Raw genomic sequence first — 26,703 nt, 5'->3', positions numbered from 1 at the left:
GATAATTCTCCTACAGTAGAGTCAGACGTGGGCGCGGTGCGGTGTCTCCACCGCCCGTCTCCCACGCCTGCTCTCCGAACCGGACTTGCACCTTTCGTTGTGCATCCGGCTCTCCAGAAGTCTTGGCGAACTCGGGTTTTCTCATCCATTTCAGATCGAATCTGCGGACAGGCACGTAGCTCATCAAAAATTGCTCCGTGCCGCCTTCAGCCCAGACCTTGGTGCCCGGATGGGCGACACTCGGTCTGCGCCACGATGCGATCTTCCTACCGGGGACACCTGCGTGCTTGGCCCGCAGCCACAGCCAGAGACGTTGACGCACATGCCAGTCGAGACTGGCGAAGATGCGTTTGGACCCTACACAGTAGCGATAATAGGCGGACCACCCCCGAAGGTATGGATTGAGTTCCTGAAGCATGGCCGTGAGCGAACGCCGAAGCGTCTGCCGACGAGCCAGTTGATTTACCCGAATGCGGAAGCCGTTTATCGGCTCGCGGGGGATTTCGATGCGGGCATGCAGCCCGAACCGGTTGTCCCACTTGAGCCTTACTCGGCATCCCAAGAACCGACAGCCATTGGTCAACGCGGTGATGCGCGTCTTCTCAGGCGAGAGCGTCAGACCCATCGTTTCGTGCAGGTAGGAGGCCAGCGCCTGCTTCTCGGCAAGAGCATCAGCTTCCGTTCCTGACACGAAAATCAGGAAGTCATCGGCATAGCGGACAGGGTAGAAGACCGTTCGACCGGCCCTCCGGTCCTTGTCGCGCTTGATGGCCGCCAGCCTGATCCCATCGGATTTCAGCCGGGGGTCTTCGGGGCGACGTACCCATTGTCGATACCGTTCCTCGATCACGCCAAGCGCGATGTTGGCCAGCAACGGCGAAAGTACGCCACCTTGCGGTGTGCCGGTGTCTGTTGGACTGTAGGAGACATCCTCCAGTACCCCGGCTTTGAGAAACTGCACGATCAGCCGGTTCACCTTGCGGTCCGCGACGCCGTGGCGCACGCGTTCCATCAGTGGGTGATGGCCGATGTTGTCGAAACAGGCCTCAATGTCACCTTCGATGACCCATTGATACGGCGCATCATGTCGGTAGCCATCGGCAGCAGGTTTGCCCCGCGACTGGATGGTCACACGGATATGTTCGAGGCAGGCCTGACTACCTCGTCCGGGCCGAAACCCGTATGAGACAGGCCAGAACCGGGCCTCGAAGATCGGCTCCAGTACTTGTTTGATCGCGCACTGCACCACGCGATCCTTGACCGTAGGGATACCGAGGGGTCGGAACTTCCCCGGTTTGCCGGGCTTGGGGATCCACTTCCTTCGTGCAGGAGACGGACGATAATCGCCCGACCGGAGCTCTTCTCGGAGCTCGTGAAGGAAAAGGCCGACCCCTTTGCCGGTAGCAATTTTCTCTACGGTCGCCCCGTCGACTCCCGGCGTCCGTTTGCCGCGATTGCCGGCAATCGTCTTCCAGGCCATGTACAGATTGCGGGGATCGGTTACCCAATTCCACAGATCACGATATGGTGTCTCGAGGTTTTCCCGACTCCACTGGTATAGCTTTCGCTGAACGCTGAGGAGCCATGCCTGAGGGGCTTGATTATCAGAGTCCACTGATAGTTCCTCCGTCATGAAAGCACACCGACTTCCTGCCCGCCTTCGCCATGTGGACGGCTTTCCCGCCCTCGGACTACTACGCAGGCTCCGCCCCACCAGCGCCCGTCCCCGGTCTCCGCGGATAGCCTGCTCCGAAGCAGGCGGACGATGATGGTTCCCGTGTTCCGACGATCAACCTTGGACCCGTAGGTGCGACGCTTAACCCCTTGCGGTTCAGGCATGCGGACAAGAAAGGACGATCCGCACACGAATACTCTGCGAGAATTCACCAGAAGGCAGTATGCCAAACCAACCGGTTCGCACCGCGATCTCCCCACCCCGTCAGGTGATTGGGAGTTCAACTGTAAATAAAGAGGCTTCAGACACGTCATTCGCTTTTATCTCACCATAGGCCCTGTGGTAGCCCGACCTGCGGCTGACGGGCCGCATCCGGTACAGTTAAGGTCTTCTGCTTTGAGGCCGTCCGCCGGAACGTGGAAAACCTTGGAGACCCCCTTCCGACCCGGCTCCTTCCGCCGAGTGGGGTGGCATCGCAGCCACCGGTCAATCGTCAGCAAGACGATCGAAAGGATATGATGTTGTTTTACATACATATTTCCTTTCTGCGCCGTCACGGCGCTCAAACGCAACAATTGCGTTTGCGCCAGACGAGGTAGCCCATGTCCTCGCCCTGGACGGGGAAGGCACGGCCCGCGTCGGGCGGCATGGTGGAGGCGCCCAGCGGCGAGCAGGCGTTCCTGCCGCTGACCGTCGGGATCGGATTGACCATCTGCACGCGGTACTGCTGCTTCTTGAGCACCGGCATGATGTACTTGTTGCACAGGCCCTTCGAGCCCATCGTCCCCCATGCGAGCCCCTCGCGGTGCATCTTGAAGGCGAAGCGCGCGAGCGCGAGGCGCGAGGCCTGGACGTGGCCGATCGAGGCGCCGACATGGCCGTTCACCGGATACATCGGCCCCTGGCAGCCCGCGCACCAGAAGGTCACATCGAGCGGCAGGCGCGCGGTCGAGGCGATGCAGTCACCCGCGCAGGCGGCCTGCGCGATCGGATTGGCGAAAAGCACCGCCTCGGGATTGATGAGGGTGGTGAGCGTGCTGTCCTGCCACAGCGGGTCGATCTCCGTCATGTAGGCGATATCGAAGCTCGCCTGCTCGAAGCAGATGAAGTCCATGAGGATCTCCATCCAGTAGAGGAGCGGATAGACGTACCAGTGGACGTGCCACTTGGACGTATTCTGCGCCTTGCCGCCGATCTGCGAGGGGCCTTCGAACTGGCCCTGGCCGATGTTGAAGCCGGGCGCGATCTTCATGCCGCCAAGGTTCACGAAGCACCACGGCTTCACCGAGACGTCGGCAAGGCGCACCGGCTCCCAGAATCCCGAGGCGATGCCGATGCGCGGGATCGGGCTGCCGCAGGCGCAGACCGGCAGCGAAGGGTTGCCGGTGTCGGGGCGCGTGCTCGGCCAGATCGAGAGACCGCCGATCGAGAGCGGGAACATGCACGACCAGCAGATATCGGTGATCGGGTTGACGAACTTGCCGGTGCAGCGCGCCGCCGTCTGCGCCTGCGCTGCCGGAGTGATCGCCGCGAAGGCGAAGAGGGCGACAAGGCCCATGAGCAGATGGCGCAGCGCTTTCATGACCTGTCTCCCGTGGCGGCATCAAGGTACGCATTGTCGGCCCGGTTCTTGCGCACCATGTAGAGCGCGGTGTGCACGGCGCTCGCCAGCAGCAGCGAACCCACTGCGATCGGGGCGATGCGACCGAGCCAGGCTGTCAGCGGGGAAATGAACGCGACGCCCAGCGCGCACAGCAGGCACAGCGCTTGGAAGGTGCGGCGCATGGTGCGAAGACGCGGCGTCTCGGGCGCGGCCATGGGCGTGCGCAGGAGGTCGAGCCACAGCGGCATCAGCTTGCCTCCTTCGCGGGAGAAGGGGATTTCGCGGCGGCCGCAGTCTTGAGGGGCGGCACCTTGATCTCGGTGAGCCTGACCACTTTGGCGTCCTGTTCGGCCACGGCAGGCGTATGCAGGATGCCCAAGCGCGAGCTCAGGCGGCCTTCCTGGTCGAAATAGAAGCGGCGCTTGCGCGCGGTCATCTCCTCGAGCGGAGATCCCGCGACGAGGATGATCTTGGCGTTGAGATCGGTATAGCGCGCGGTCGCCCATTCCATCTGCGCCTTGTCGTCGCCGTCGACGAAGACGAGGGCCTGGTGCATCGCCACGAAATCGAGCGGGTTCACCGTTTGCCCCGCGCGGGCGATGGTGTTGCCCTTCTGGTCGCGGATGTCCTTCTCGATCACGATCGTGGGATCGAAGGCCCAGACGCGTGCTTGCGTCGCCGGGGTCAGCCCGCCCACGGGCGTCGGACGGCGCACCCTGGCCTCGACGCGCCTTGCGAACTCGGTGTTCATCCGGTCGATGTCGCCCGAGGCCTGGAGGCCCTGCAGGCGCTGCTCGATCACGGTCAGAAGATCGGTCTCGATGATCGGGAAGGCCTGGCCGAGCACGCCGTGATCGCTGGCCGAGCCGGTGGAGGAGAGCGTCATGGTGCAAAGGGCCACCATCGCCGCGGTTTCCAGCGCCCGCTTCACAGGATCGCCTCCCCGACGCGACGATCTTTTTCGCGCAGGCGTAACCGATCGCGGCATAACGGCTGTCGAAGCCGTCCTTGTGCGGGGTGCCCACATAGTAGCAGCCCGAGGGGATGACGCCGACAGGGCCTGCGGCCAGCGCCTCGCCAAAGCGCGTGCGCGGCTTCATGCGACCCACCACATGGCCCGCCACCAGTACCTCTGCGCCGCGATGCGCGACGGTGTCTCCGGGCATCCCGTAGACGATCTTGCCGAACATCTGCTTTTTCGCCCCGAAATGGCGGATCACCAGCGGATCGGCAGGCGGCACGAAGAACACGTACTGCCCGCGTTGAGGCGTCGCCGTCCTGTGAATCACGAAAGCCCAGTTCGGTAGCGATTCAGACGTGTTGATCAGCAGCCCATGCGTATCGCGCCATTCGGTAATGGCCTGATAAGCGAGACCGCCGACCACCAGCAGACCGATCGCGGCCCAGCGCCGGCGGTTCGGCCGCCAGCGCATCGAGGCGGCTTCGGCCGCGTTACTGGCCGCCAAGCCCATCGGGGCCTCCGAAGCTGGATACGCTCGCACCCATCGCAGGAGCGGGCATCGGGCCGAAGGCGGATGCATCGGGCGCTGCGGCCATGGGATTGCCCGACGGCATGGCGGCGGCACCCTGCGGAGCCATCTGGCCCTGCGGCACCTGTGCCTGCGCCTCGATCGCGCCTTTGAGCATCTGGCTCATCTGCTCGGGGCTGGCGGGTACGGGGCGCTTGATGCCCGAGGCATAGACCGCCTTCATCACGTCAGGGGTGATGTCCCGTACCCCCCTGGAGAGCACCGCCTCGCCGACCAGCACGACCTGGCCCCTGTCGCTGCGGCGCTGCAGCTCGCCGTCGAGCGAGGACATGAAGGCGCGCATCTGGGCCTGTACGTCCTCGGGCGAGGAGGCGCTGCGCGCCTGAGCCTGCACATAGTCGCCCACGATCGCGGAGAGGTTGGCCTTGACGATGTGCTGCTCCGGCGCGGCGGTCAGCGTGCGCGTCACCCACATGCCCCATACGAGGCCGCCGACCAGCGCGGCGCCGATAAGGAGCTGCCCCCCCGTATAGCCCGCGAAAAGGGCCCGGCGCCTGGGGAGGGCGGCAGCGGCCTCACCCGCGGGCGGCGTATCGGCGATGAATTCGAAGGAGGGGCTCTCAGGCGTATCGGTCATGCGCTTTTGCCTCCTGCGCTGATGACGTCGCGTGGCACGATCGCGTGGCGACGAAAGACAATGAGAAGGCCCGCCACCACGACGTGCAGGGCTACGACCAGGAGTTTGAAATCGGCGATGCGCGCGGGCTCGGCCGCGACGTAGCGGGTCGCGAGGTTGGCGAGTTGGTGCATCGTGCCATCGAGGCTGAAGCCGCCGATCGCGACGAAGAAGAGCACGAAGGCGCCCCAGGTCATGAGCAGAGTCACCGCGAGGAAGCCCACGGTATGGAGCAGGGCGTAGAGGAGAAATCCGAAGTCCCCGCGTCCCCCCTGACGGCGAACCGCCGCATCCCGACGCTGTGCGATGATGCTGCCCATGGGTGTCCTCACTCCGCTGCGACGGCCATGCCGCCTGAAGGGATGGCCTGCGGCGCGTTCGTGCCCCACTTCTCCGGGTTGTCCGGGTAGGCGACGCGCTCGATCGCCTCTTCCATCGTCAGCCCCTGGCCGAGCAGGTCGTGGATCGCCGCGAAGATCTTTGGCGAGGAGGAGAACACCGTCGCGGAATAGGGATCGAGCACGAGGCGGCCGACCGCCAGCGTGTCCGGCCCCTTGATCATGACATCGGAGTATTCGGTGCCGTTGCGCTTCAGGGAGCGGAGCAGGGCATCGGTGTAATCGTCCATCTCGAAGCGGTCGTGCTTCTTGAAGTCCGCGATCGTCTCGGCCTTCTGCTGGAGGATCATGAACCAGTCGCTGTTCTCCAGCGCCGCCTTCGACCCATCGGACTTGTAGTAGTCGTTGAGGCTCTGCGTCGCGGTGACCAGCGAGGCGCCATACTTGCGGCAGGTACGCGCATAGGCTTCGATAAAGTCGGCCATCGAGCCGCCCTTGAGCATCTGCCATGCCTCGTCGAGGAGCAGGGCCTTGGGGATCGCACGATCCAGGCGGCGCATCGTCTGCGTCGAGAGGAACATGATCGCGGTCAGCACCACCGAGCGCAGTTCTTCGCGCGAGGACAAATCGGATAGCTCGAAGACGGTAAGGTTGGCTTCGAGTTCGAACGACACCTCGCCCTCGAAGAAACGACCATAGGTGCCGCCCGAGGAGAACGGGCGCATGGCAATGCCAAGATCGATGCCGAGAGGATTTTCCGTCGCGGTCAGCGCCGCGATCACATCATCGATCGATCCGCGATTTCCTTTTTCCTGCCACACCTGGTTGACGGCCCCGTCAATGAGGCCGCGCTCGGTATCGTTCAGTTTATCGACGTGGCGCGCCATCTGGCTGACGATCGATTTGAGCATCGCGAAGCAGTCAACGAGGTAATCCTCGTCCCTCTCCGCGACTTCGGGATCAATCATCGAGAAGGGATTGATGCCCATACCCGAGGCCATGGTGAACTCGACGAAGGCCCCGCCCTGGAGCTTGGCCGAGTGCTCGAAGGAGCGCCCGTCGTCGATCACCACGACCTTCGCGCCCGCGCCGCACAGCGCCGCGCACAGTTCCTGAAGCGCCACCGACTTGCCCGAGCCGGACTTGCCGAACACCGCGACATTGTGGTTGCCCGCCGTGTTCTCGAAGGGCGACCAGAAGAAGGGCTGGCCGCGCCTGCCGATCAGCATCATGTGCGGGTTGTTGCCACCCAGATATTCGCCCTGAAGCGGGGCGAGGCTGGCGGCCGTCGTCGTCAGCACCGAGCGGAAGCGCTTCATGTTCCTGAAGTCGAAGGCGAGGCCATTGGCCATCGTCATCGGCATCGCGGCAAGCAGGCCCTGGACCTGGAGATAGCGATCGTCGAGCAGGTCCCATCCCGCCGCCCGGTAAACGGACTTGAGGATACGCTCGTTGGCATCGCCCTTGCCCTTGGGCGAGAAGGTGGTGACCGAGTAGACCGCCTGGATCAGCTTGCGGCCCTGCCGCAGCTGTTCCTTCACGAACTCCCATTCGCGCGACTGGTCCTTGAGCTGGGGCAAGAGGCGCGCCGACTTGGAATCGGCCAGGCTGGTCGTGCGCATGAACTTGCGGCTCGCGCGCAGGCCCTCGCCTTCCGCATCGGGAAAATCGAGGCATAGATTGGTCGAGACCGGGCAGGGCATGCGCAGTTTGTCGGCGAACATGTCGCCGATGAGCTTGGTCATGTCCCACGGCGCCCAGCGCTGGGGCAGGTTACGCACCGAGAAGGAGCGCACGTCGAAGGTGTCGGGGTAGATCTCGCCGATCTCCGGCGCATCGTCGAGCGTCTTGCCGGTGGGGCGGAAGCGCTCGGTACGCAGCAGCAGCCGGTCGGGATCGATCTGCAGCTCGATATCGTGGCGCACCGCCTGGTCGGCGATGGAATCGAAGGGATTGTAGGTGATCGTGTCGTCACCGGGCGCCGTGGTGGGCGAGGTGATGTCGTCGATCCAGGCGATCAGCCCCTGCGGGTCCATCGGCCGCGCATGGACGCCGATCGATTCCAGCGCCGAGGTCAGCCCTTCCATGACCGAGACGATCTCCTCGCTCGTCACCCGGCTCGATTCCGGCGTCGCATAGGAGATCGCGAGCCGGTGATCGCGCAGGCAGAAGGGCGCGGCCGAGGACAACGAGTTCCACACGCCGTCCAACAAATACTCGGTGCGGTGTTTGGCCATGCGCTCGTAGACGCCGGCGGCCAGATAGCGCGGCAGATACCACTGCGAGAGGCGCGCGCCGACGCGCGGGCTCATCCAGCCATGGAACTGGAGCGATCCCGGCGAAGGGATACCCTCCGACAGGAACTGCGTGAGGATATCTGCGGAACGCTCGTCGGCGCCGATCATCGGCGCGGCCTCGAGCACGAAACCGCGCGAGGCGCTGTTGTAGAAGATCTTCGTCCTGGGATCATAGCTGCGATAAGGCAGCCAGTGGACGAGGCGCGGCACGGCGGTATCGGGCCGCTCGGTCTCCGGCTTGGCGTTATCGCCGAGCAGCGAGCCCATCAGCTTGTCGAGAAAGCTCATGGCTGCCCTCCCGGAACGGACTTCGCCTGGAGCACCGGCAGGGCCGATGCATCCTTTGCCCCCACCCACTTGCCCGAGCCCGTCTTTCCGAAGACGGCTACGTGGTGGATTCCTCGCGCCTCACCGCCACGCAGCGCCCCAATCGGCTTGTCGAAAAAGCTCATGGCTGTACTCCCGGAAACGACCTGGCTTTGAGCACCGGCAGGGGCGAGGTATCCTTCGCCGCCTCGCGCGCTTCAGGCGCGGCGCGGTGGAGCGCGCCCTGGACCGCCGGATTGGCCGCGACCGATGCGATCGCCGCCTTGCCCGCTTCGGTAGCGTGCGCGGGCACCGCGATCCCTGCCGAAGCCGCAGGCGCTGCCGAGACCGCCGCCGGTTTGACCGGCGCGGCGGAAGCGACGGGTGGCGCGGAAGGGGTGGGTGAGGATGCGGCGCCGTCTTTTTGCGCCGGCGACGTGGAGGTGGCGGAGACCTTGGTTCCGGTGGCAGGCTTCACCGGCGCGCGGCGCGGCGCCGTCAGTTTGCGCGAGACCTGATCCTTGATGTCGCCGACGGGATCGGCAACGGCGCTCGGCGCGACGTGGGCTTGGCGGCCTCGCCGTTGCGCGCAGCAGCCACAGCGGCCTCGCTGGGCATGTCGGGATCGATGCCGGCATAGTCGATTGTCGGCGGCTCGGCGCGCTCGACCGCCGCCAGCAGCGTATCCCCGCCGTCGCGGCCGCGACCTCGCGCGGGGTCGTGGCAACCGCACTCGATGCCAGTTCCTCGCGCCATTCACCCTGTTCGACCACGGCATGGACCGCGCTCTGTTCGTGGAGGCGGCCCGCCGCATCGATCTGCGCCGGGAAGACGATGCGCAGCACCCGCTCGCGCGTGCGCACGGTTGCAGCCGCGTTCTGGAAGCCGCGGCCTTCGCGCGGCGGCTCGACATAAGGGCCTGCCGGTTCGATCAGGCGGTCGCCCTCGCTGCCCGAGATCAGCGCGAGCGCGCGATCGTCGATCGTCGCGCTGGGCGCGCAGATGCCGTCAGGCGCGCGGCAGGCGAAGCTCCCCGAGACATTGCCGCCAAGCGACGTGCAGCCCGAAAGCGCCGCGCTCGAGAGCAGGGCGCAGGCGAGGAGAAGCCGGGGGCGGATAGGCGCGCGCATCATGCCTTGCCTCCCGCGATCCAGCTTTCGAGGAACTCGCGCGGGCGATAGCCCTCGATCACCGCGCCGTCCTCGCGCACGATCACCGGCGTTCCTGAAAACCCGTGCTGCCGCGCAAACGCCTCGTTGGCATCGAGGCCCTTGGTGTCGCACGAGCCGCCACCGGTCAGCGTGCGGCCCGCATAGACATCGTGAAGCGCCTTCTCGCGGTTCTTCGCGCAATAGACCTGGTTGGCGAGATCGCGGCTGCCGAACACCGAAATCGGCCGCTCGATCACGCGCACGTTCATCGCGGCGAGCGTATTGGAGAGTGCTCGGCAGTAGCCGCAGCGAAAATCGCTGAAGACGGTGACCGTCTTGCCAGAAGGCTTGCCCCACACGATCGCGCCGTCCCTGGGCAGGCCTGCCAGCGAGACCTTCTGCGCGGGCGCCCCAGCGCCGCCCTTGGGGAGCGCCGCCTGCTTGGGCGTGAAGGCAGCGGTCTCGCCGTCCCCGGCTTCAGCGCCCGCCGCATTGGCCCTGGCCGAGCCGCCCAGCAGCATGTCCGGGTTCATCTCGAGGAGGCGCGTCGCGGTAAGGTCCTGGCGCGTCTCCATGTCGTAGACACGTCCGATCACCAGGTAGCGCGCCGAGCGATCGATGTAGAACAGGTTGCTGCCGGCGGTGACCTCGCACAGCCCGTCGACCTTGTCGCAATTGACGCTGGTGACTTTCGTCTTTGGCAAGCGGGCCTTCAGCAGCTCCTCGACCTTCTTGCCCGAGGCGAGATAAAGTCGCTGGCGTAGGAGGCGCCAGCCACGGCGCCGAGGCCGACGAAACCGGCAAGCGCACAGTAAAGGGGCAGGCGCGCGCGAAGGCGCGTGTTCCATTTGCGCTGAACTTGCAGCGATCCGGTCTCGGACGCCACGGTTGCCTCAGCGGCATCGTGCTGGTCAGTTGCGGACATAGACACCCTCCAGGAAGACGATTTCGACATCGATGCCGGTCGGCATCTCGATGACGGGCTGGTACTGCTCGGCGCGCTCGATCAGGTACTTGCTGACCATGTCGCCGGTCTGCGAGACGCCCTCGCCGAGCCCGCCCTTGGCGATGTCGCCCATCGAGAGGTCCTGCCGCTTGCCGTCGACGATGACGTTGGGCTGGGTCAGCGCATTGTTGGAATTGGCCGAAAAGCCGCGCCCGAAACCGCCGAAGAGCCCTGCAATGAAGGCCTGGGTGATGAGCCCGCCCTCGCGGCTGACGACACGGCCGCGAACGCCAGTCTTGCCGCCGAAGGCGATGAAGCCCTTGACTTCGGACACCGCGTAGCGGCCTCCCGATTGCGGGCAGGTCATCTTCTGGAGCTTGACGTAGACCTTCTCCGAGGAAAGCTCGCCCCGCGCCGCGCCGTTGATGAGGCATCCCTGGATCCTGGTGGTCAAGAGCTTGCCGTTCTGCAGCACCGAGCGGGCAGGGCCGGTGACGCGCAGCACCACGGGCAGCGGATCGGTCTGGCTCTGCACGCCCGCCGCCGCATCGACGCCGACGATGACCCTGGCCGAGGCGAAGCTGTTGGGCGGCAGGTAATTGGGGCTGTCGGTATAGACCGTGTTGCCCTTCTCGATCTTGCTGGCAGTCCCGCCCTTGTCGGTGGTGAAGGACACCATCTTGACTTCGCTGGACCGAACAGGGGGCATGTCCGACCCCCCTGCACTTGGCCCAGGCTGCTGGTAGGTCGGCATGCCGGGACCGTAGAGGGCGGCAGGGCCGGGGGCCGGCGCCTGCGGCGCCGCCTTCTCGTTGATGCGGCGGCGCAGCTCCTCGTTCTCGGCCTGATAGGCGCTGACGACACGCTGGCCATCGGCCGCCATCGACTGGTTCTGCGCGCGCAGTGCCTCGATCTGCTCGCCAAGCTGCGTGACCTTGGCATTGGTGCCGTTCACCGACTTGAGCTGGTTCTCCTGGCTCTGAAAGCGGTTCTCCGACTGCGCCATCCACTCCTGTTCGGAGAGGTTGCGATTGACCATGTCCTTGGTCGAAACCTGCACGGTCTCGCTGCCGCCGCTGTCCTCGCCTTGCGGCCTGCCGTTGTCGCCGAAGATCCAGAAGCTGGCGGCGACGACGCCGATCGTCGCGACGCCTGCAAGCAACATGCGCTGCTTGCGCCGGGTCTCGGCATTGCCGTCGAGCCCGCCATTGACCGGGGCGACACCTTCGCCCTCTTCCGGGCCGTCCAGCGGCTTGCGGCCGCGCGAGAAGATATCCTTGATGCCCATGGCTCAGTTCCCGGTGCGAGAGACGAGGTAGGCGGTGGTCACCTTGCCGGGCGCGAGCTTTGGCTCGGCGATCGACACCGCCAGCGAACTGGCGGGCGCAACGCTCGCCTCGGTAAGGGTCTTTTCCTGCGCGCCCTTGTTCTCGATGCGCAGGACGCGGCCCGTGAGGTCATCGCCGCGATATTCCGCGATCATCTGGACCTTGAGATCGCCTACATAGACCGGGCGCATCGAGCGCTGACGCATCTCGTAGCCATCGACGATCCGCCCCCCGTACATCGCCTGCACGAGTGCAATCGCCTTCTCCTCGCTCGATGCCTGCACCGGGCCCTTTGGACCGGCTTCGGCCAGCTCGGCCTTGGCGATCGCGGGATTGGAGATGAACACCTGCACCGCCTGGTCGCCGCCGATGTTGCAGATGAACTTGTAGACGTAGCCGCGCTTGGAGGTCGCGAAGAAGGAGAGGGCGGGGCGCGCGAAGCCTTCGGGGACCGAGAGGTAGATATCGCCGCGCACCGGCTCGTTGACGACACTGAAATCGTCGGCCGGATTGCCGGTGTTGATCTTGGAAACCGAGGCGAACTCATCCTCGACGAGGCTGATGCGGGTAAGATCGCGCGCCGAGGCATTGCACTGTACCTGGCTGCCGTCAGAGGCCATCAGCGTCTGGTCGCCGAGCGCCATGGCGGGCGAGGCCAGTCCTATGACGGCAAGGCCGATGAGCCCGGCACCGATGAAGCGGCTGACAAGGCAGGTCTGGCGCGAGGCCAGCGTGGTCCCGGCGGTCACTGCGCCGATGGCGTAAAGGTTGTGCGTCACTTGGCGCCCCTTTCTTTCTTCTCGTCCTGGACCATGCCGAAGCCGATGAGCTTGAGGGTCAGGCCCGAATATTCCCAATCGAAGCGAAAGGTGCGCATCTCGCTCGAGACCACCTTCTGCCCGACCACGGTGTTGAGCTTGCCGGTGACCGAGGAGGTCAGATTACGCGTGTCGATGTCCATCGACTGGATCTGAAAATACTGCGAGATGCTCGAGCCGCTCTGTTCGTTGACGATCTTGAGCAGGTCCGCCTTGATCTTGCCCTGCGCGCGCGGCGAGACGATCTCGAGGACCGACTTCATCCAGTATTCGAGGCTGCCGGGCGCGCGGTCGAGGGTGAGGATCGCGGTATCGCGGGTGACCAGCTCGAGATACTCGCGCGAGACGCCTGCACTGGAGAGCGTGAGCGGCGAGCGCAGGACGGGCTGGAGCACGACTTCGCGGCTGCGCGTCATCGCAAAGAGCAGCAGCAGGGCGATGACGCCGGCAAGGACGATCGCCGTGACGGCGAGCAGGTTGCGCTGGCGCAGGATACGCTGGCTCTGCGCGTGCTGGTAAGAGAACTCCATATCAGCCCACCATCAGTCGGAGATAGGAAGGCGGCGTGGCGCGCAGCGACGGGAAGCCGCCGGGAAGATGCCAGTAGGCAAGATGGATCAGCCACGATGTTGCCCGTCCCGCCTTGGCTTTGCGTAAGGCCCACCATCCAAGGAAGGCAAAGCCGATCCCTATGACGATGTGTTGGGACAGGATTCCCCAGATGAAGGGGATGACCATCGCGAGGAACTCATCAAGCGTCCAGAAGCCGATCAGCTCGGGATCGTCGAGATGAGAGGGGATCACATACTTGTCTACCGACATGCCACGCCCGCCTTCCAGGTACGTTGCGGCGCAGCTGCCACTACGCCCGCATCCGGGTTCAGATCGTCGCGGTGACGGTCGAGGTGACGATCGGGATGCCGGTGCCCGCGCCGACGCCAACGCCGACCGGGATCGCGACCTGGCCGAGGCTGAAGCGGCCCGAGGCGAGACCGACAATGCCGCCCGCGAGCGAGAGCACCGTGATGATCTTGCCGCCCGAACCTTCGAGGAAGCCGGTGAACTGGGTCAGCGCGGTGTCGAAGGTGGTGTCAGCACCGGCGAAAGCCGGACCGGCAAAGGCGATGGCCGCAGCCGCGACCGCCGCGGCGGCCAGGACAGCGTTCTCGCGAGCACCGGCCTTCATGAGCAGAGTCTTCATATAAGAGGTCTCCTTGGATCGAGCGCTTTCAAGCGCGCCCAGGGAGAGGCTGCGACGGCGATCTCCACAGCATCAAGTCAACGACCCTCAAACAACGCGGGATGTGAAACTTTTCGCGAAGACACCGGTAATATAAGGTGGCGAATCGTTGATTATGACCGCGTGGGCGGCCGCGCGACCGCCATAACGGCCACCTGGCCGCCCACGCGGTCACGTGGCCGTTACGGCGGTCACCATTTCGATGAAATTGGGAGGACTCCCGCCAACACTTCCCATTATCGGCTAAGTGCTCGATTTGACCTTTTCATCTTTGCGAAAGGTATAATGTGCATTTAGCGAAGGACGAAAGGCAGTGTATCAGGACAAAAGGGTACTTAATCATGGGCGGACAACAAAAACATATATCGCTTAAAGTATCTGATTACTATTTTCGGTTGAGCACCGAAGCTATTAGGCTGCACTCAAACCAGAACAAGGAGTTTTCATCCCTTGAACGGGTGGTCGATGATCGCGCCCAAGCTATTGATTCAATTGCTCTACAATACGATCCGGAGGATATGAAGGAGCATATGCGCCTCATACCAAGCGTTGGTAATACCGAGTTTGGGATCTGCATTTTGCAGTCGAGCGAGCAAAGTATATCCGACGCGATCCCGAAGCTGGAGAAGGCAATGGGCGAATCGATTGCATTCAAAGATGCACTCTCGTTGCTTCTTTTTGATTATATCGTCGAGGCTAACGCGACTGAAGTCATGACTAAACTAGGCATGAATTACAAAGATGCAAAGTCATATAGGAATTTATTAAAGAAAAGAACAATAATGTAGCCGCCTATTGCAACGGGCTGCCATGGTTAACTAACACGCCTCAGTGCCATAAGTCTGGCAGTTGCTTGCACAATATCCCCTGATAGGTATCTCTAACTCCGCGACATTATTCGGGGGATACGGAAATGGGCCTGCCAAAAGCGTCCTGTGCTCAACCTCACGAGCAGACGGTCATCATTACGTCTGGCCTGATCGATTTCATTCTCCATCGAATGAAATCGAAAGGGTTGAGCAAGCGCCAACTTGCTGTGGAAACAGGCATAGGGCGCACAAGGATGATCACATGCCTCAAAGAGGCACAGGACAAACGACGACCGTTCCGCGTCGATGAAATCGACCTCATTCTTCAAATCCTCGAAATCAACGAGGTTGAAGCTTTCCTGGCTTCGGAGATGTTATCAAATTCCGATAGAGCCTTTGAAATGGCAACCGGAGATGCCGATCGGCTAATCGGCTTCCTGTCGGAATTCATTCAGGGCCTCCCCGAAGTCGTTATCGACCTCGTCCACCGACTTGAGGGGCTGGAATGGAGCGACATACAGCCGGCTTATGGTAGGCGTTTGCAGTCTACACTCGTCAAATTTCTCAAGAAGGAATTTGAATCTGCTGTCGCATTGAAAGAGCAAGCCTTCAATCGAAGGTATCTTTGATCGCCTATTAAAGCCTTATTTTCTATGGAGTTGCTACGCGAGAAACTGCTTCGCCGCAAGCCGGTCGTAAAGTGCTTAATTGCAAAATGCTTAAGCCCGGGCTAGGCAATGAGAATGGCAGATTCTCTTTCAACTCATCCAGCTGCAAAGGCGATGCGACGCAAGGCGCAAGCCAAGCGCGGCGAAGGCTGGGTGCGCAACAATTTCTGGCTCTCTCCCGATGCGATCGAAACGCTCGATCAAGCGCGGGATGCAATGGGCCTGTCTTCGCGCGAAGCTGCCATCAATGCGGTGCTCGACCGCATTCGCACCGACATGTTTCTGCAACAGGAGTTTTTGGCTGTGACCAAATAAAGGAAAGCCCGGCACGAAGGCCGGGCGTCCCAAAATCAGCGATCGTTTAAGATCGGCTATGTCTGCGTCGCCAAACGCAAACGGTCACTCATCAAGGCCTGACATAGCCCATCCCGATCACCGAATCAAGGATGCGCGCTTCGCGCCACGGAATCTTTTTGCCTGGTCCGGCCTCCATCAAGGAGGAAGGCAATGGGGACGTATGCTGTCGGGACCGCAGCGCTTAACGCGCTGTCCGGTATCCCGGTTCGCACCGGCAAGGCGCGCTCGGGCGCTTTGCATCGTACAGGGGTGCCCGTGCTGGCGGCAGTCTCGAGGCCGAGACGTTCGAGGAGACGTTTTTCCAGGTGCCCGCCAGGGGCGAACCTGACCGGATGCTGCGCGCGGCGAGGAAGGCCCTCGACGCCGGAAAACGGCTGATGCGCGAGTGTCGCGCGGGGACACGCACACTCAGCGCCAGCGAGCGCCTGCTGACGCGGCTCACCGCCTCGGCGGTGCGAGTCTACGAGGAGCTGACCACGCTCGCGCGCCTCAACAAGGGGCGTGTCTATCCCAGCTACGATCATCTGGTCGAAGCGACGGGCCTTGGCCGCTCGACGGTGCGACGTGCGCTGGCCGCGCTCGAGGCGATCGGCTTCCTGATCCGTCAGCGCCGCTTCAAACGGATGGCGGGCGAAGGGGCTGGGCCGCGCTACGAGCAAACGTCCAACGCCTACCGCCTGCTGCTGCCCAAGTCGGTGCTTGGCTACATGTCGCGCTGGATGCGCCCCGCACCTCTGCCAGTCGATGAAGAATGGCGTCGCCAGGAAGAGGCTGGCGAGGCGGCACGTATGGCTGCGGCCCTGCCCAACTATGAGTTCGCGAGACTGACGGTCGGAGGAGAGATGGGGCGTGTGCTTGCGCGGCTTGGCGCATCTATGGATGCCCGCGAGGCGGAGCGTATCGATGCGAATAATACCGCTATTGCGGCGATTTCACGCTCTGCTGAGCGTGAGGTTCATTTTGAACCTGAAACGCTCACCCATTCTATATATAATAGGACATAAGGAGTTGGCCTAACGTCGGCCAACAACTCGATCTGACGATCCTAAACCCGAACCACCGCTTTCACCGCAAGACATCGCTCTTGCGGCCAGGGCAGGAGTGCCGGCTACGCCGTCACATTGCTCCCGGGAGGAGCAAGCGGCTTTGGCGGCTTCAAAACATGCGCCTTGCGCTTGCTGAAACGTCGCAAACGGGTCTCAGCGCGCTCAAATCGGGCGTTTCGTCAGTAGGAGGAGACAGACACCGTAGGGCCATAAGGTGCATTTACCTGCGAGGACCGGGCCTGGACTGCTCCACCGGAATTGAGCCGCGCCCAGTTGCCCAGGATCGTGGCGACATAGCCTTGCGTCTCGGCGATGCGCGGCACCGCGCCACCCCGGACCCGCCCCGGCCCGGCATTGTAGGCGGCGAGGGCGAGGTGGACCTGCCCGAAGCGGTCGAGGTGGTTGCGCAGATAGCGGGCGCCGCCGCGCAGGTTCTGCGCCGGATCGTATGCGTTGACCCCGAGATCCTGCGCGGTCCCCGGCATCAGCTGGGCGAGGCCGAAGGCCCGCTTGGGCGAGATCGCATAAGGATCGTAGCGGCTTTCCTGGATGATCATGGCATCGAACAGACCGACCGGAATGCCCTGCTCGCAGGCGATCGTGCTCATCATGCCATAATATGACGCGCGCCGCGCTTCGGCAGCGGGCTTGAGGAACCCGGCAGGCCGGTAGGGCAGGGGCACGCAGCCCGGTGTCGCGGCGGGCGCGAAGGGGGCGGGGCCGAGCCCCGGCCAGGCTCCCCGCATCCAGCCCGGAACCGCGATCGAGGAGGTGGCAACGGGCTCCGGCGCGCGATCGGAGGGGTTTTGCGGCTCCGCTTCACCCGTGATCGCGCCAAGCAGGAACGCGCGCGCCATGCGATATTCGACATAGCGGCGGCTCAGATCGTGCACCGAGAAGCCCTCGGGTAACGGCGACGGTGCGGGCGCGGGCGCTGCCTCACCGGCACCGGCCCGCATAACCGGCGAGCTAACGCCGTTCGCAGCCGGACCTGCCATATTACCCGTACCGATCATGCTAATCAGCTCCACCTTGCGCGTCGGTTTTTCTTGTCCGGCGCTGGCTATTGTCGGTGCACTCCCAAGTAAAACGACAAGTGCGGTTACTGCATAACGGTGCATGACGGCCCTCCATTGCCCTTGTGGGACAATTGGACCGCGCGCGTCTCGCCCTTGTCAACACGCCGCCGATTCGAAACTCTTGTCCCGTAATGCTGCTTGACGGGAGATTTCGATCCATGTGGCTGGTCGATCGCGACACCGATGGGAAGGGCAAGAGCCGGATACCGCTGCCCGCGGACCTTCGCGCGGCGCTGGTGCGCTGGTATGTGGGTGAGGGCACGCCCCACGACGAGATCGCAGGGATCACGCTGGTGCAGAACGCGCGGATCGGTCATCGCTGGGTCGCCTGCAACTGCCTTGGCGCCGACAAGGCCCCGCCGATCCTGACGCCTGCCTTCCTCTCCGAGGCCGAAACCTACTATCTGCGCCGTCTTACCAGCACCAAACGGCCCGAACACCGGCCCGACTGCCCGTTCTTCCGCGACCAGGTCACCAACCGCATCACCGAAGTGCGCTCGCACGCGACGCCCTCGATGCCGCCCGACGGCTTCTTCTCGGTGCTGAAGCCCGCGCCCGAGCATCTGGCGCAGCGGCCCGAAGACGATGCCACCGACGATCGCACCCGCAATGCCTCCGTCCCCCGGCTCGCGCGGCTGCTGTGGCGGCTGATGGATGCCGCGAGCGTCAATCGCATCGCGCCCATCGCCTGGGGGCACGAATGGTCGATCCGCGGCGAGTTCGCCGCGCTCACCACGGCGGCCGCGCAGATCGAGATCGCGCCGGGGATCGAGCTGGCGCGGGCGCTGTGGACCCATGCCAGACCGCTCACCGCCAATGTCGTCTATGCCAGCCTGCGCGCGCTCGAGCCGCGCTGGCCCAAGGGCCATGCCTCGCAGGGCTTCGTGCTGCTCTATGCCCCGGCCTTCAAGGGACAGGAGATCCTCCTGCCAGGCGGGGAGAGCGTGGCGATCGCCAACCGCATCCAGTCGCCGTCAGTCAGGGCGAACCGCATCGCCGGGCCGTACCTCGTCCTGATCGTCGCGGGGCAATATCCCGAGGCGCACGGCTATGCGCCGCTGCGCGCCTATGCCCAGCCCATCCATAGCGGCAACCGTTTCGTGGCAGTCGATTCCGATTTCGAGCGATCGGTGCTGCGCACGATCCTGGAATGCCAGCGCCTGCTCCACCGGCGCGGCGTCGACATGGCCATCGACAAGCCGCTGTTCGACACGCTCACCAGGGATGGACCTTGCCGCCCGGATTTCGTGATCGAGGCGCGTTCGCGCGTGACCGGCGAGATGCGCACGCTTGTCGTCGAGGCGATGGGCTTCGAGACCGAGGACTATGCGGCCGCCAAGGCCGTGACCCACCCGCGCATGGCGCGCATCGGCCCGCTCCTCACCATCGGTCGCGCCGAAATCGAGACCGAGCAGGCGCTCGGCAAGCTCATGAGCGCACTCGGCCTGTGAGCGCTGGCAGCCATGCGTGCATTATCGGGACACAGATTAACGGTACGGCGATTGCCCGGACAGTTTTCGGATAGGGGCGAAATGACACCGCAAGGGCGTTATGCGTACGCCAGACAACGCTCCGCGCTCCTGCACGCACGAAAGTGCATTTTGCCTACGCTATGCATCACCGCTGCCTACGGAAAAGGACGAGATTTTAACCCTGCGGATAGATCAGCACCGGGAATGCGCAGGCGAACGCCAGAAGGGCGAAGACCCCGCACCATACCGGCCGCCCGGCCGTGCGCGCGGCTGCCATCACGAACAGCGCCGCCATGACCAGCGCGACGGGCCGCGCCTCGCTAACGGTGGTCACGTAAAGATCGAACACGCGCGCAGATTCTGATCGTAGACGTACGGCAAGCGCTCAGGCATAGCCGCCCTGTTGGAGCAGGCGCTTCGCTTCGACCTCGCCCTGCACGCACGCTATCGGCCGTCCATGCCACGGTCCTTCGATCACCCCCAGCATGATGACCTCGCGCGCCTCGTCGGACGGATCGGCGGCATTGGCGCCGCGCTCGAAGGAGAGCATCGCCTGGCGGTTGCCCGCCAGAAAATCGACGACGATGACCCCGTCGCGCCAGAAGGCGCGATGAATTTTCCACTCGCTCGTATCGGTCATAAGCTTCGGTAATACCCCTGTCGGCGGCAATCTAGCGCGGCTCAGCTCCAGCGCAGCGATGCCGCAAAATAGAAAACGATCCCCAATGTCACCGGGGTCGAGAGCAGATAGAGTTTCTGCCAGCGCCACCACAGCTTCGGCACGAACAGCAAGGCGCTGCGCATGTCGCGCACCTGGCTCCACACTCGCTCGCGCACGCTGTCGTGAAGTGCCACCGTCACCGAGAGCGCCAGCGCGATTAGGCAGCACAGACCCGTCGCCAGGTAGATGGCGAGCCAGTTGGCGATCTCGATGGAGCTGAACTGCGACAGACGAATCCTCCGGTAATCTGCAATTTCCTCATAGATTGCACGGCGCTGCGACACACCTGCAATCGTCAGCCTGTAAGAGAATTACAGGCAATGATGGGGGCAATGCACCCCAAAGCGCAAAAGCTGCAAAACTCTTGGAGTTGAGAGGGAGGGCAAAGTTGGCCGGGAAGAACCGGCCAGCCCTTCAGCCACCGGATGCCCGAGGCCTCGAGCCCGGATCTCGCCACGATCTCTTCACGCATCCGCCCCCCATGAGGATCTACCGCCATGGAACACTTCGTCCTGTTCATCCGGGATCGCGAACATGCGGATATCGCCCAGCTGCATCCCGACGAGGCGAGCGTCGAGACGGCGCTCATCGCCTATGTGCGCGGCCGCGAGCGCTTGACCGGCGCCGTGCCCCGGCTTCACGATGACGAGGCGGTCGCGGCCTGGTCCGCACGGGAGGAGCGTATCTACGCGATCGCGCGCGCCGTGCTGACCCCGCAAGCGGAGAACGATCGATGAGCCTTGTCGCCAACCGGCCCTCGCAAAGGCTGGTCGATATCGTCGGTACGCTGCGCGGCACCTGGCGCGGCAACGTCGCGATGTGCCGCTGCCCGGTCCATAACGACCATACCCCGAGCCTCTCGCTGCGCCAGGGCGACCACGGCATTCTCGTCACCTGCTTTGCCGGGTGTTCGCCGATCGACGTGCTGCGCGAACTCGAGCGCATCGCCATTACCCGCCGCTACGAGCCGCCGCCCGATGCGCCAGGGGGCCGCAGCGCCAATGTCCAGCGGCTGTGGGACGAGGCGCTGCCGGTTCCCGGAACGCTGGGCGAACGCTACCTCGCCTCGCGCTTCCTGCTGCCGGTCCCGGGCGATCTACGCTTCCATCCGCGCTGCCCGCATGGCGCCAGGCCCCATACCGTGTTCAAGCCGGCGCTGCTCGTCGCGGTGCGTGAGGGCCCGAGGCTGGTCGCCTTGCAGCGGATATTCCTCGATCCCGTAACCGCGCGCTACTCCGCCAAGGCGACGATCGGGACGCTGGGTTTTGGCGCCTGGCGTGGCGGCGGCATTGGTAGTGGCGGTGGTCTGGCCATCGGCCTTGCAGAGGGCTTCGAGACCGCGCGGGCCTGGTCGCGGCTGCGGGGACTGCCCTGCTGGGCGAGCCTCGGCTCGCGCCGGTTCGGGCTGGTCACCATTCCGGAGACCGTCACCGGCCTGATCCTTGCCGGCGACAACGACACCGCGGGGCGGCGCGCCGTCAACCGCGCGGCGCGCGCCTATGCGGCCGACAACCGGCTGATCCGCGTCGATATGCCGCCTCCCGGCAAGGACTGGGCGCAGGTTCTGGAGGAACAGGAGCGGGCAGGCAGCCCGGATGCAGGCAGGACGGCCGATGGCGCCGGGACTTCCCGAACGTCCGAAACGCAGGAGTGGAGGGAGGAAGGGAAGGGGTGATCTGCCGTCCGGGCAGAGGAACAGGAGACCCCTTGCCATGCGCGATCTGCTCGATCTTCCCCCCCTCACTGCTCCGCTCAACGATGGCGATGCCGCCCGCCATATTGCTGCATTGCTGGCTGACGGCGCGCTTATCACCCGCCGGGACCTCAACGAGGCGATGACGCGCTGTTTTGGCGGCAGCGATGCCGACGGACGCTGGACCCAGCGCGGCAGCTTCGAGATGCTCGAGCATGCGCTCGCCCTGCACCTGCGCACGCGGCCCTATGCGCTCGAAACCCTCGCCGATGTCTCGGCCGCCACGGCGCTGATGGCGCGGTGCCCCACGCAGACGGTGCGCAGCGAGGAACAGATCGCCTTCCAGCAATTCTCGACCCCTGCCGATATCGCCGCGCTCGCGGTGCTGCTGGCCATGATCGGCCCTGAAGATATCGTGCTCGAGCCGAGCGCAGGCAATGGCCTGCTTACCGCGCAGATCCCGCCGTGCGGCGCGCTCTATCTCAACGAGATCGATCCCCAGCGCCGCGAGCGGCTCGCCTCGGTGTTTCCCGAGGCCGTGGTCACCGGCCATGACGGGGCCGGGCTGGTCAGCCTCCATGCCGCGCTGCCGCGCCCCAGCGTCGTACTGATGAACCCGCCGTTTGCGCGCAGCCTCGGGCGCGGCGCCGACGACCTCGCCGCGCTGCGCCACCTTCAGGCCGCGCTTCGCCGTCTTCGCCCCGGTGGCCGCGCGCTCGCGGTGATGCCCGACTGGTTCGCCCCCGACACCCGGGTGCGCGCCGCCTTCGAGGCGGTGCTCGCCGGATGCAGCGTGCGCACCTCGCTGCGCCTCGAGCACTGCTACCGCAAGCACGGCACCGATATCGCCATCAGGCTCTACGCCATCGACAAGGTGGCCGCCACCGGCGAAGACGACATGCGCCCCGCGACGATCGCGCGCGCCTCGCTGGCGGACCTCATCGATGTCGTGACGATCCCGCCGCGCGCCTCGCTTCCATCCACCGGCGCCAATTCCTTCATCCCTTCCGCGCCTTCTTCCTTGTCTTCCTCTTCGTCCTCATCCGCCTCCGCTCGCAAACCCGCCACGATGTTCGGCGCCGCGCGCAGTGCGAAAGTGGCCAAGCCGCGGCCGTTCCATGCCCCGGTGAAGAACGCGGTGCTGCCCGTCGCCTACCGGGTATTGGAACAGGCTGCGCCGCTGGCCGAGCAGGTCGGGGTCTACCTGCCCTATCGGCCAAGCCGGATCGTCTTCGAGACCGCGGGCGAGCATCCCACCGCGCTGGTGGAATCGGTGGCGATGGGCTCGATCCCCGCGCCGGTCCCGACCCACATCCCGCATCTGCCCGAGCGCACCGTCAGCGAGCGGCTGCTGTCGACCTCGCAGCTGGAAACCGTGGTCTATGCAGGCCACGCCTGGTCGCAGATGCTGCCCGGCACTTTCAGGCCCGCCACCGAAGGCGTCGGCCTTACCCTCGATCCTGAAGGACGAAGCTACCGCAAGGGCTTTTTCCTTGGCGACGGCACCGGGGCGGGCAAGGGTCGCCAGATCGCCGCCTGTATCCTCGACAACTGGCTGCAAGGCCGCCGCCGCCATGTTTTCGTGACGAAGAACGAACCGCTTCTGGAGGATTTTCGCCGCGACTGGACGGCGCTCGGCGGTCTTTCGGCCGACGTGCAGCCGCTCTCCAACTGGAAGATCGGCCAGAGCGTATCGCTCGATCAGGGCGTGCTGTTCGTGACCTATCCGACCCTGCGCTCGGGCCGCTCCGACCATACCCGCCTGCAGCAGATTCTCGATTGGGCCGGAGCCGACTTCGACGGCGTCATCGCCTTCGACGAGGCGCACGAGATGGGCGGCGTTGCCGGCGGCGAGGGCGCGCTCGGGCGCAAGGAAGGTTCGCAGCAGGGCATCGCCGGCGTGCTGCTCCAGAACCGGCTTCCGGGCGCCCGGGTGCTCTATGCCTCGGCTACCGGGGCTTCTGACGTCAACAACTTTGCATACGCGGTGCGCCTCGGTCTGTGGGGACCGGAAACCGCCTTTGCCAACCGCGAGATGTTCATCTCCGAGATCCGCCAGGGCGGCATTGCCGCCATGGAACTGGTGGTGCGCGACCTGAAGGCGCTCGGTCTCTACGCTGCGCGGGCCCTGAGCTTCGCGGGCGTCGAGTACGATGTGCTGCGTCACGCGCTGACGCCGGCACAGATCGAGATTTACGATACATATGCCTCGGCGTGGCACGTCATATTGTCCAACATGGAAGCCGCATTGACGCAAACCGGTGTGATCGATGGCTTCGGGGGTGGTACGCTCAATGCTGGCGCCAAGGCGGCGGCGCGCAGCCGAATAGAGTCTGTTAAGCAAAGATTTTTTGGGGCGGTCTTGCTGGCGATGAAGCTGCCCACGGTGATCGCCGCCGTCGAGGAACACCTCAAGGCTGGTCAGTCGGTGGTGCTGCAACTGGTGACGACGGCCGAGGCGATCCTTGATCGGCGCCTGTCGCAGATGAGCGCCGAGGAACGCGCCGATCCTATGCTGACGCTCTCGCCGGTCGACCAGATCGTTGATTACCTGATGCGGGCGTTCCCGACCCGGCAGATGCGCGTCTTTACCGACGATACCGGTACGGGCCGCTCCGAGCCGATGAGCGACGAGAAGGGCAATCCCGTCCACAATCCCGATGCCATCGCCGCGCGTGACGGCCTGATCGAGACGATCTGCGCGCTGCCGCCGATCCAGTCCGCGCTCGATGCCATCGTCGAGCACTTCGGTCCCGAGCGCGTCGCCGAAGTGACCGGGCGCTCCAGGCGGCTCGTGACGCTCGCCGACGGGCGCCAGAAAGTGGAAAGCCGTCCCGCCAGCGCGAGCCGCAGCGAATCCTCGGCCTTCATGGACGGCACCAAGCACGTGCTGGTGTTCTCCGATGCGGGCGGCACGGGCCGCTCCTACCACGCCAGCCTCGACGCGGTGAACCAGCAGCAGCGTGTCCACTTCCTCCTCGAGCCGGGATGGCGGGCCGATCGGGCGATCCAGGGCCTCGGGCGCACGCACCGCACCCACCAGGCCTCGACCCCGCTGTTCCGTCCGGTGACCACCGACTGCAAGGGCGAGCTGCGCTTCACCTCGACGATCGCGCGGCGGCTCGACAGCCTCGGCGCGCTGACACGCGGCCAACGCCAGACCGGGGGGCAAAATCTGTTCGATCCTTCGGACAACCTCGAGTCCGAGTACGCAAGGGACGCGCTGGTGACGTGGTTTCACCTGCTCGATGACGGCAAGCTCAAGAGCACGACACTGGAAGACTTCACCGCGCGTACCGGGCTCGAGATCCACGACAGCGACGGCGTGATGAAGGAGGAGCTTCCCCCCATCCAGCGCTGGCTCAACCGCCTTCTCGCCTTGCCGATCGGCCTGCAGAACGCAATCTTCGAGGAGTTCCTCGCGCTCGTGGAAACCCGCGTCGCCGCCGCGCGCGAGGCCGGAACGCTCGATGTGGGCGTCGAGACGATCATGGCCGACACCGCCACCGTCATCGACGACACGCTGCTGCGCACCGATCCGAACAGCGGGGCCACCAGTCACCTGCTCACCATCGAGATCGCACGGCGTAAAAACCCCATCGCGCTCGAGCGCATCCTCAGGATCGCCGATGCCCACGCCGGTCCACATGGGGATGCGGCCTTCGTCCACAACGCCCGCTCGGGCAAGGTGGCGCTGCGCCTCAAGGCGCGGCCGTGGATGGACGAGGAGGGCGAGCCGATCGCGCGCGTCGAGCTTCAGCGTCCGTGCCGGCGTGAGTTCCTGCGCGAGGCCGACCTCCTCGAAACCGCCTGGGACGTCATCGATCGCGAAACCTTCGCCGCGCTATGGGCGCAGGAGTACGCCGAGGCGGCCGAGCAGCTCGACGTCGAGACGATCCGGCTCGCCACCGGACTGCTGCTGCCGATCTGGTCGGCGCTGCCGTCGGACCATCTGGCCGTCAACCGCATCGTCGATGGCCAGGGCAACTCCTGGCTCGGGCGTCTCGTGTTCGATCAGCATGTGGTCCAGCTCTACACCAAACTGGGCATAGCGAAGTCCGAGGACATGCCGGTCGAGGCCATCGCCCGTTCGGTGCTGTCCGGGCGCAGCGTCGAGGTGGCGCGGCCCTTCGTGATGACCTTCAGGCGCTCACTGGTGAACGGCAACCCCCGTGTCGAGATCGTCGATGCGCCCGCGAACCAGCTGCCCTGGCTCAAGTCGCTCGGGTGCTTCGTCGAGATCATCGCGTATCGCAGCCGCGTCTTCGTGCCGGTCAATGATGCGGAGAGCGTGATCGGCGCCATCCTCAAGGCGGCGTGAGAGCACTGGCATAATCGAGAGCAATGGTGTATGGACAATATCGTCAATACATATGGAGATGATGTGCGGTTCGAATGGGACCCGGAGAAAGCCGAGATCAATCTGCGCAAGCACCGGATCGGGTTTCCGCTCGCCCAGCGGGTGTGGGACGATCCTTTCCTCGTCATCATCCCTGACCGAACGGTCGATGGTGAGGAACGCTTCCATGCGATCGGTGCGGTGCAGGGCACGGTTATCGTCCTGGTCGTGCACAGCTATCCAGATCCAGATAGCGACAACCGGATACGGATCATCAGCGCCCGAAAGGCAACGCCTCACGAAAGGAGACGGTATGAAGAAGAATCTTGATAAGTCCGAGCGTGAGCAGCTGGCCGCGCTTCAGGCGATGGCAGACGACGAGATCGACACGCACGACATTCCCGAGGCGCCGGAGGCCAACTGGGACCATGCCCACCGTCCGGGCCTTTACAAGCCGCTCAAGAAGTCGGTGACCATGCGGCTCGATCTGGACGTCATCGCCTGGTTCAAGGAACACTCCGATGGGGGCTACCAGACCGAGATCAACCGCACGTTGCGCAAGCACATGCTGCGCCATGAGGCTCGCGTGAGCCGCAAATCCCCGAACGGCACTCAGCACCGAGCAAGCACCTGAGCATGCCATAGGATCAC

Annotated in this window: 28 protein-coding genes and 2 pseudogenes; 10 read left to right on the top strand and 20 right to left on the bottom strand. The window is 64.5% G+C overall.

Going from position 1 to position 26,703, the window contains the following annotated elements; translation table 11 throughout:
• Positions 1 to 10 precede the first annotated feature (10 nt).
• From ltrA to ADT71_RS13350, 16 genes and pseudogenes are all read right to left on the bottom strand, one after another.
• Complete coding sequence (gene ltrA, locus ADT71_RS13415; protein ID WP_231635864.1) at positions 11 to 1,480, bottom strand: group II intron reverse transcriptase/maturase; 1,470 nt, start codon at positions 1,478 to 1,480, stop codon at positions 11 to 13.
• Between the two features lie 757 nt (positions 1,481 to 2,237).
• The gene (traU, locus tag ADT71_RS13410) at positions 2,238 to 3,257 is read right to left on the bottom strand and encodes a conjugal transfer pilus assembly protein TraU (protein ID WP_054437544.1); all 1,020 of its coding nucleotides are present in this window, start codon (positions 3,255 to 3,257) and stop codon (positions 2,238 to 2,240) included.
• A complete protein-coding gene (locus ADT71_RS13405; protein ID WP_054437543.1) occupies positions 3,254 to 3,526 on the bottom strand; it encodes a hypothetical protein in 273 nt (90 codons plus the stop codon). The genes traU and ADT71_RS13405 overlap by 4 nt, the downstream gene beginning before the upstream one ends.
• Positions 3,526 to 4,209 carry a type-F conjugative transfer system protein TraW gene (gene traW / locus ADT71_RS13400; RefSeq protein WP_369818248.1) on the bottom strand — a complete coding sequence of 228 codons (684 nt, stop codon included), beginning with the start codon at positions 4,207 to 4,209 and terminating at the stop codon, positions 3,526 to 3,528. The genes ADT71_RS13405 and traW overlap by 1 nt, the downstream gene beginning before the upstream one ends.
• Positions 4,210 to 4,282: 73 nt before the next feature.
• A pseudogene (locus tag ADT71_RS30350) lies at positions 4,283 to 4,711 on the bottom strand (S26 family signal peptidase); the annotation flags it as partial.
• Positions 4,712 to 4,730: 19 nt separating this feature from the next.
• On the bottom strand, positions 4,731 to 5,405 hold the full coding sequence (locus tag ADT71_RS13395; protein WP_054437542.1) for a type-F conjugative transfer system protein TrbI: 675 nt from the start codon (positions 5,403 to 5,405) through the stop codon (positions 4,731 to 4,733).
• Positions 5,402 to 5,764: a hypothetical protein gene (locus ADT71_RS13390; RefSeq protein WP_054437541.1), complete on the bottom strand. Its 363-nt coding sequence runs from the start codon at positions 5,762 to 5,764 to the stop codon at positions 5,402 to 5,404. Before ADT71_RS13390 ends, ADT71_RS13395 begins: the two co-directional genes overlap by 4 nt.
• Before the next feature lie 8 nt (positions 5,765 to 5,772).
• Positions 5,773 to 8,367 (bottom strand): type IV secretion system protein TraC, encoded by a 2,595-nt coding sequence (gene traC / locus ADT71_RS13385; protein ID WP_054437540.1) that lies wholly within the window; start codon positions 8,365 to 8,367, stop codon positions 5,773 to 5,775.
• Positions 8,364 to 8,531, bottom strand: a complete 168-nt coding sequence (locus ADT71_RS31380; RefSeq protein WP_156336588.1) for a hypothetical protein — start codon at positions 8,529 to 8,531, stop codon at positions 8,364 to 8,366. Before ADT71_RS31380 ends, traC begins: the two co-directional genes overlap by 4 nt.
• Positions 8,532 to 8,603: 72 nt before the next feature.
• A complete protein-coding gene (locus tag ADT71_RS13380) occupies positions 8,604 to 9,518 on the bottom strand; it encodes a hypothetical protein (RefSeq protein ID WP_054437539.1) in 915 nt (304 codons plus the stop codon).
• A pseudogene (locus ADT71_RS13375) lies at positions 9,515 to 10,461 on the bottom strand (DsbC family protein). Before ADT71_RS13375 ends, ADT71_RS13380 begins: the two are co-directional and overlap by 4 nt.
• Complete coding sequence (locus ADT71_RS13370) at positions 10,448 to 11,770, bottom strand: TraB/VirB10 family protein (RefSeq protein ID WP_054437538.1); 1,323 nt, start codon at positions 11,768 to 11,770, stop codon at positions 10,448 to 10,450. The pseudogene ADT71_RS13375 and the gene ADT71_RS13370 overlap by 14 nt, the downstream one beginning before the upstream one ends.
• A gap of 3 nt (positions 11,771 to 11,773) precedes the next feature.
• Positions 11,774 to 12,589 carry a type-F conjugative transfer system secretin TraK gene (locus ADT71_RS13365; protein ID WP_054437537.1) on the bottom strand — a complete coding sequence of 272 codons (816 nt, stop codon included), beginning with the start codon at positions 12,587 to 12,589 and terminating at the stop codon, positions 11,774 to 11,776.
• Positions 12,586 to 13,158 carry a type IV conjugative transfer system protein TraE gene (locus ADT71_RS13360; protein WP_054437536.1) on the bottom strand — a complete coding sequence of 191 codons (573 nt, stop codon included), beginning with the start codon at positions 13,156 to 13,158 and terminating at the stop codon, positions 12,586 to 12,588. Before ADT71_RS13360 ends, ADT71_RS13365 begins: the two co-directional genes overlap by 4 nt.
• A 1-nt stretch (position 13,159) precedes the next feature.
• The gene (gene traL / locus ADT71_RS13355) at positions 13,160 to 13,450 is read right to left on the bottom strand and encodes a type IV conjugative transfer system protein TraL (protein WP_054437535.1); all 291 of its coding nucleotides are present in this window, start codon (positions 13,448 to 13,450) and stop codon (positions 13,160 to 13,162) included.
• A gap of 58 nt (positions 13,451 to 13,508) precedes the next feature.
• Positions 13,509 to 13,829 (bottom strand): TrbC/VirB2 family protein, encoded by a 321-nt coding sequence (locus ADT71_RS13350; RefSeq protein ID WP_054437533.1) that lies wholly within the window; start codon positions 13,827 to 13,829, stop codon positions 13,509 to 13,511.
• Positions 13,830 to 14,209: 380 nt separating this feature from the next.
• Here ADT71_RS13350 and ADT71_RS13345 point away from each other — a divergent pair, with 380 nt between their 5' ends.
• From ADT71_RS13345 to ADT71_RS13330, 4 genes are all read left to right on the top strand, one after another.
• On the top strand, positions 14,210 to 14,656 hold the full coding sequence (locus ADT71_RS13345; RefSeq protein WP_132469828.1) for a hypothetical protein: 447 nt from the start codon (positions 14,210 to 14,212) through the stop codon (positions 14,654 to 14,656).
• Positions 14,657 to 14,781: 125 nt separating this feature from the next.
• A complete protein-coding gene (locus ADT71_RS13340; RefSeq protein WP_054437531.1) occupies positions 14,782 to 15,306 on the top strand; it encodes a hypothetical protein in 525 nt (174 codons plus the stop codon).
• A 114-nt stretch (positions 15,307 to 15,420) separates the two neighbouring features.
• Positions 15,421 to 15,660, top strand: coding sequence for a hypothetical protein (locus ADT71_RS13335; protein WP_132469829.1), 240 nt, complete (start codon positions 15,421 to 15,423; stop codon positions 15,658 to 15,660).
• Between the two features lie 374 nt (positions 15,661 to 16,034).
• Entirely contained in the window at positions 16,035 to 16,706 is a 672-nt protein-coding gene (locus tag ADT71_RS13330; protein WP_054437528.1) for a helix-turn-helix domain-containing protein, read from the top strand.
• Positions 16,707 to 16,927: 221 nt separating this feature from the next.
• Here ADT71_RS13330 and ADT71_RS13325 read toward each other — a convergent pair whose 3' ends face one another.
• Entirely contained in the window at positions 16,928 to 17,764 is an 837-nt protein-coding gene (locus ADT71_RS13325) for a lytic transglycosylase domain-containing protein (RefSeq protein ID WP_132469831.1), read from the bottom strand.
• Between the two features lie 221 nt (positions 17,765 to 17,985).
• Between ADT71_RS13325 and ADT71_RS13320 the strand changes: the two genes are divergently transcribed.
• Complete coding sequence (locus ADT71_RS13320) at positions 17,986 to 19,278, top strand: hypothetical protein (RefSeq protein ID WP_054437524.1); 1,293 nt, start codon at positions 17,986 to 17,988, stop codon at positions 19,276 to 19,278.
• Positions 19,279 to 19,474: 196 nt separating this feature from the next.
• On the opposite strand, the gene ADT71_RS31375 is transcribed toward ADT71_RS13320, so the two are convergent.
• The 3 genes from ADT71_RS31375 to ADT71_RS13310 are packed head-to-tail and all read right to left on the bottom strand — an operon-like array spanning position 19,475 to position 20,250.
• Positions 19,475 to 19,648 carry a hypothetical protein gene (locus ADT71_RS31375; protein WP_156336586.1) on the bottom strand — a complete coding sequence of 58 codons (174 nt, stop codon included), beginning with the start codon at positions 19,646 to 19,648 and terminating at the stop codon, positions 19,475 to 19,477.
• A gap of 36 nt (positions 19,649 to 19,684) precedes the next feature.
• Positions 19,685 to 19,939 (bottom strand): hypothetical protein, encoded by a 255-nt coding sequence (locus tag ADT71_RS13315; protein WP_054437523.1) that lies wholly within the window; start codon positions 19,937 to 19,939, stop codon positions 19,685 to 19,687.
• Between the two features lie 41 nt (positions 19,940 to 19,980).
• On the bottom strand, positions 19,981 to 20,250 hold the full coding sequence (locus tag ADT71_RS13310; RefSeq protein ID WP_054437557.1) for a hypothetical protein: 270 nt from the start codon (positions 20,248 to 20,250) through the stop codon (positions 19,981 to 19,983).
• Between the two features lie 267 nt (positions 20,251 to 20,517).
• Here ADT71_RS13310 and ADT71_RS13305 point away from each other — a divergent pair, with 267 nt between their 5' ends.
• Genes ADT71_RS13305 through ADT71_RS13285 form a run of 5 tightly spaced genes read left to right on the top strand, consistent with a single transcriptional unit; the run spans position 20,518 to position 26,686 of the window.
• Positions 20,518 to 20,757 carry a hypothetical protein gene (locus ADT71_RS13305; protein WP_054437521.1) on the top strand — a complete coding sequence of 80 codons (240 nt, stop codon included), beginning with the start codon at positions 20,518 to 20,520 and terminating at the stop codon, positions 20,755 to 20,757.
• The gene (locus tag ADT71_RS13300; RefSeq protein WP_082370338.1) at positions 20,754 to 21,695 is read left to right on the top strand and encodes a toprim domain-containing protein; all 942 of its coding nucleotides are present in this window, start codon (positions 20,754 to 20,756) and stop codon (positions 21,693 to 21,695) included. The genes ADT71_RS13305 and ADT71_RS13300 overlap by 4 nt, the downstream gene beginning before the upstream one ends.
• Positions 21,696 to 21,732: 37 nt before the next feature.
• Entirely contained in the window at positions 21,733 to 26,034 is a 4,302-nt protein-coding gene (locus ADT71_RS13295; RefSeq protein WP_054437519.1) for a strawberry notch-like NTP hydrolase domain-containing protein, read from the top strand.
• Positions 26,035 to 26,064: 30 nt separating this feature from the next.
• A complete protein-coding gene (locus ADT71_RS13290) occupies positions 26,065 to 26,382 on the top strand; it encodes a BrnT family toxin (protein ID WP_054437518.1) in 318 nt (105 codons plus the stop codon).
• The gene (locus tag ADT71_RS13285; protein WP_054437517.1) at positions 26,366 to 26,686 is read left to right on the top strand and encodes a BrnA antitoxin family protein; all 321 of its coding nucleotides are present in this window, start codon (positions 26,366 to 26,368) and stop codon (positions 26,684 to 26,686) included. Before ADT71_RS13290 ends, ADT71_RS13285 begins: the two co-directional genes overlap by 17 nt.
• Positions 26,687 to 26,703: the final 17 nt, after the last annotated feature.

It is taken from the genome of Novosphingobium sp. ST904, from assembly GCF_001298105.1.
Lineage (GTDB): Bacteria > Pseudomonadota > Alphaproteobacteria > Sphingomonadales > Sphingomonadaceae > Novosphingobium.
The sequence above is the reverse complement of the archived record's forward strand: the minus strand, read 5'-3'. Positions and strand labels throughout refer to the sequence as shown.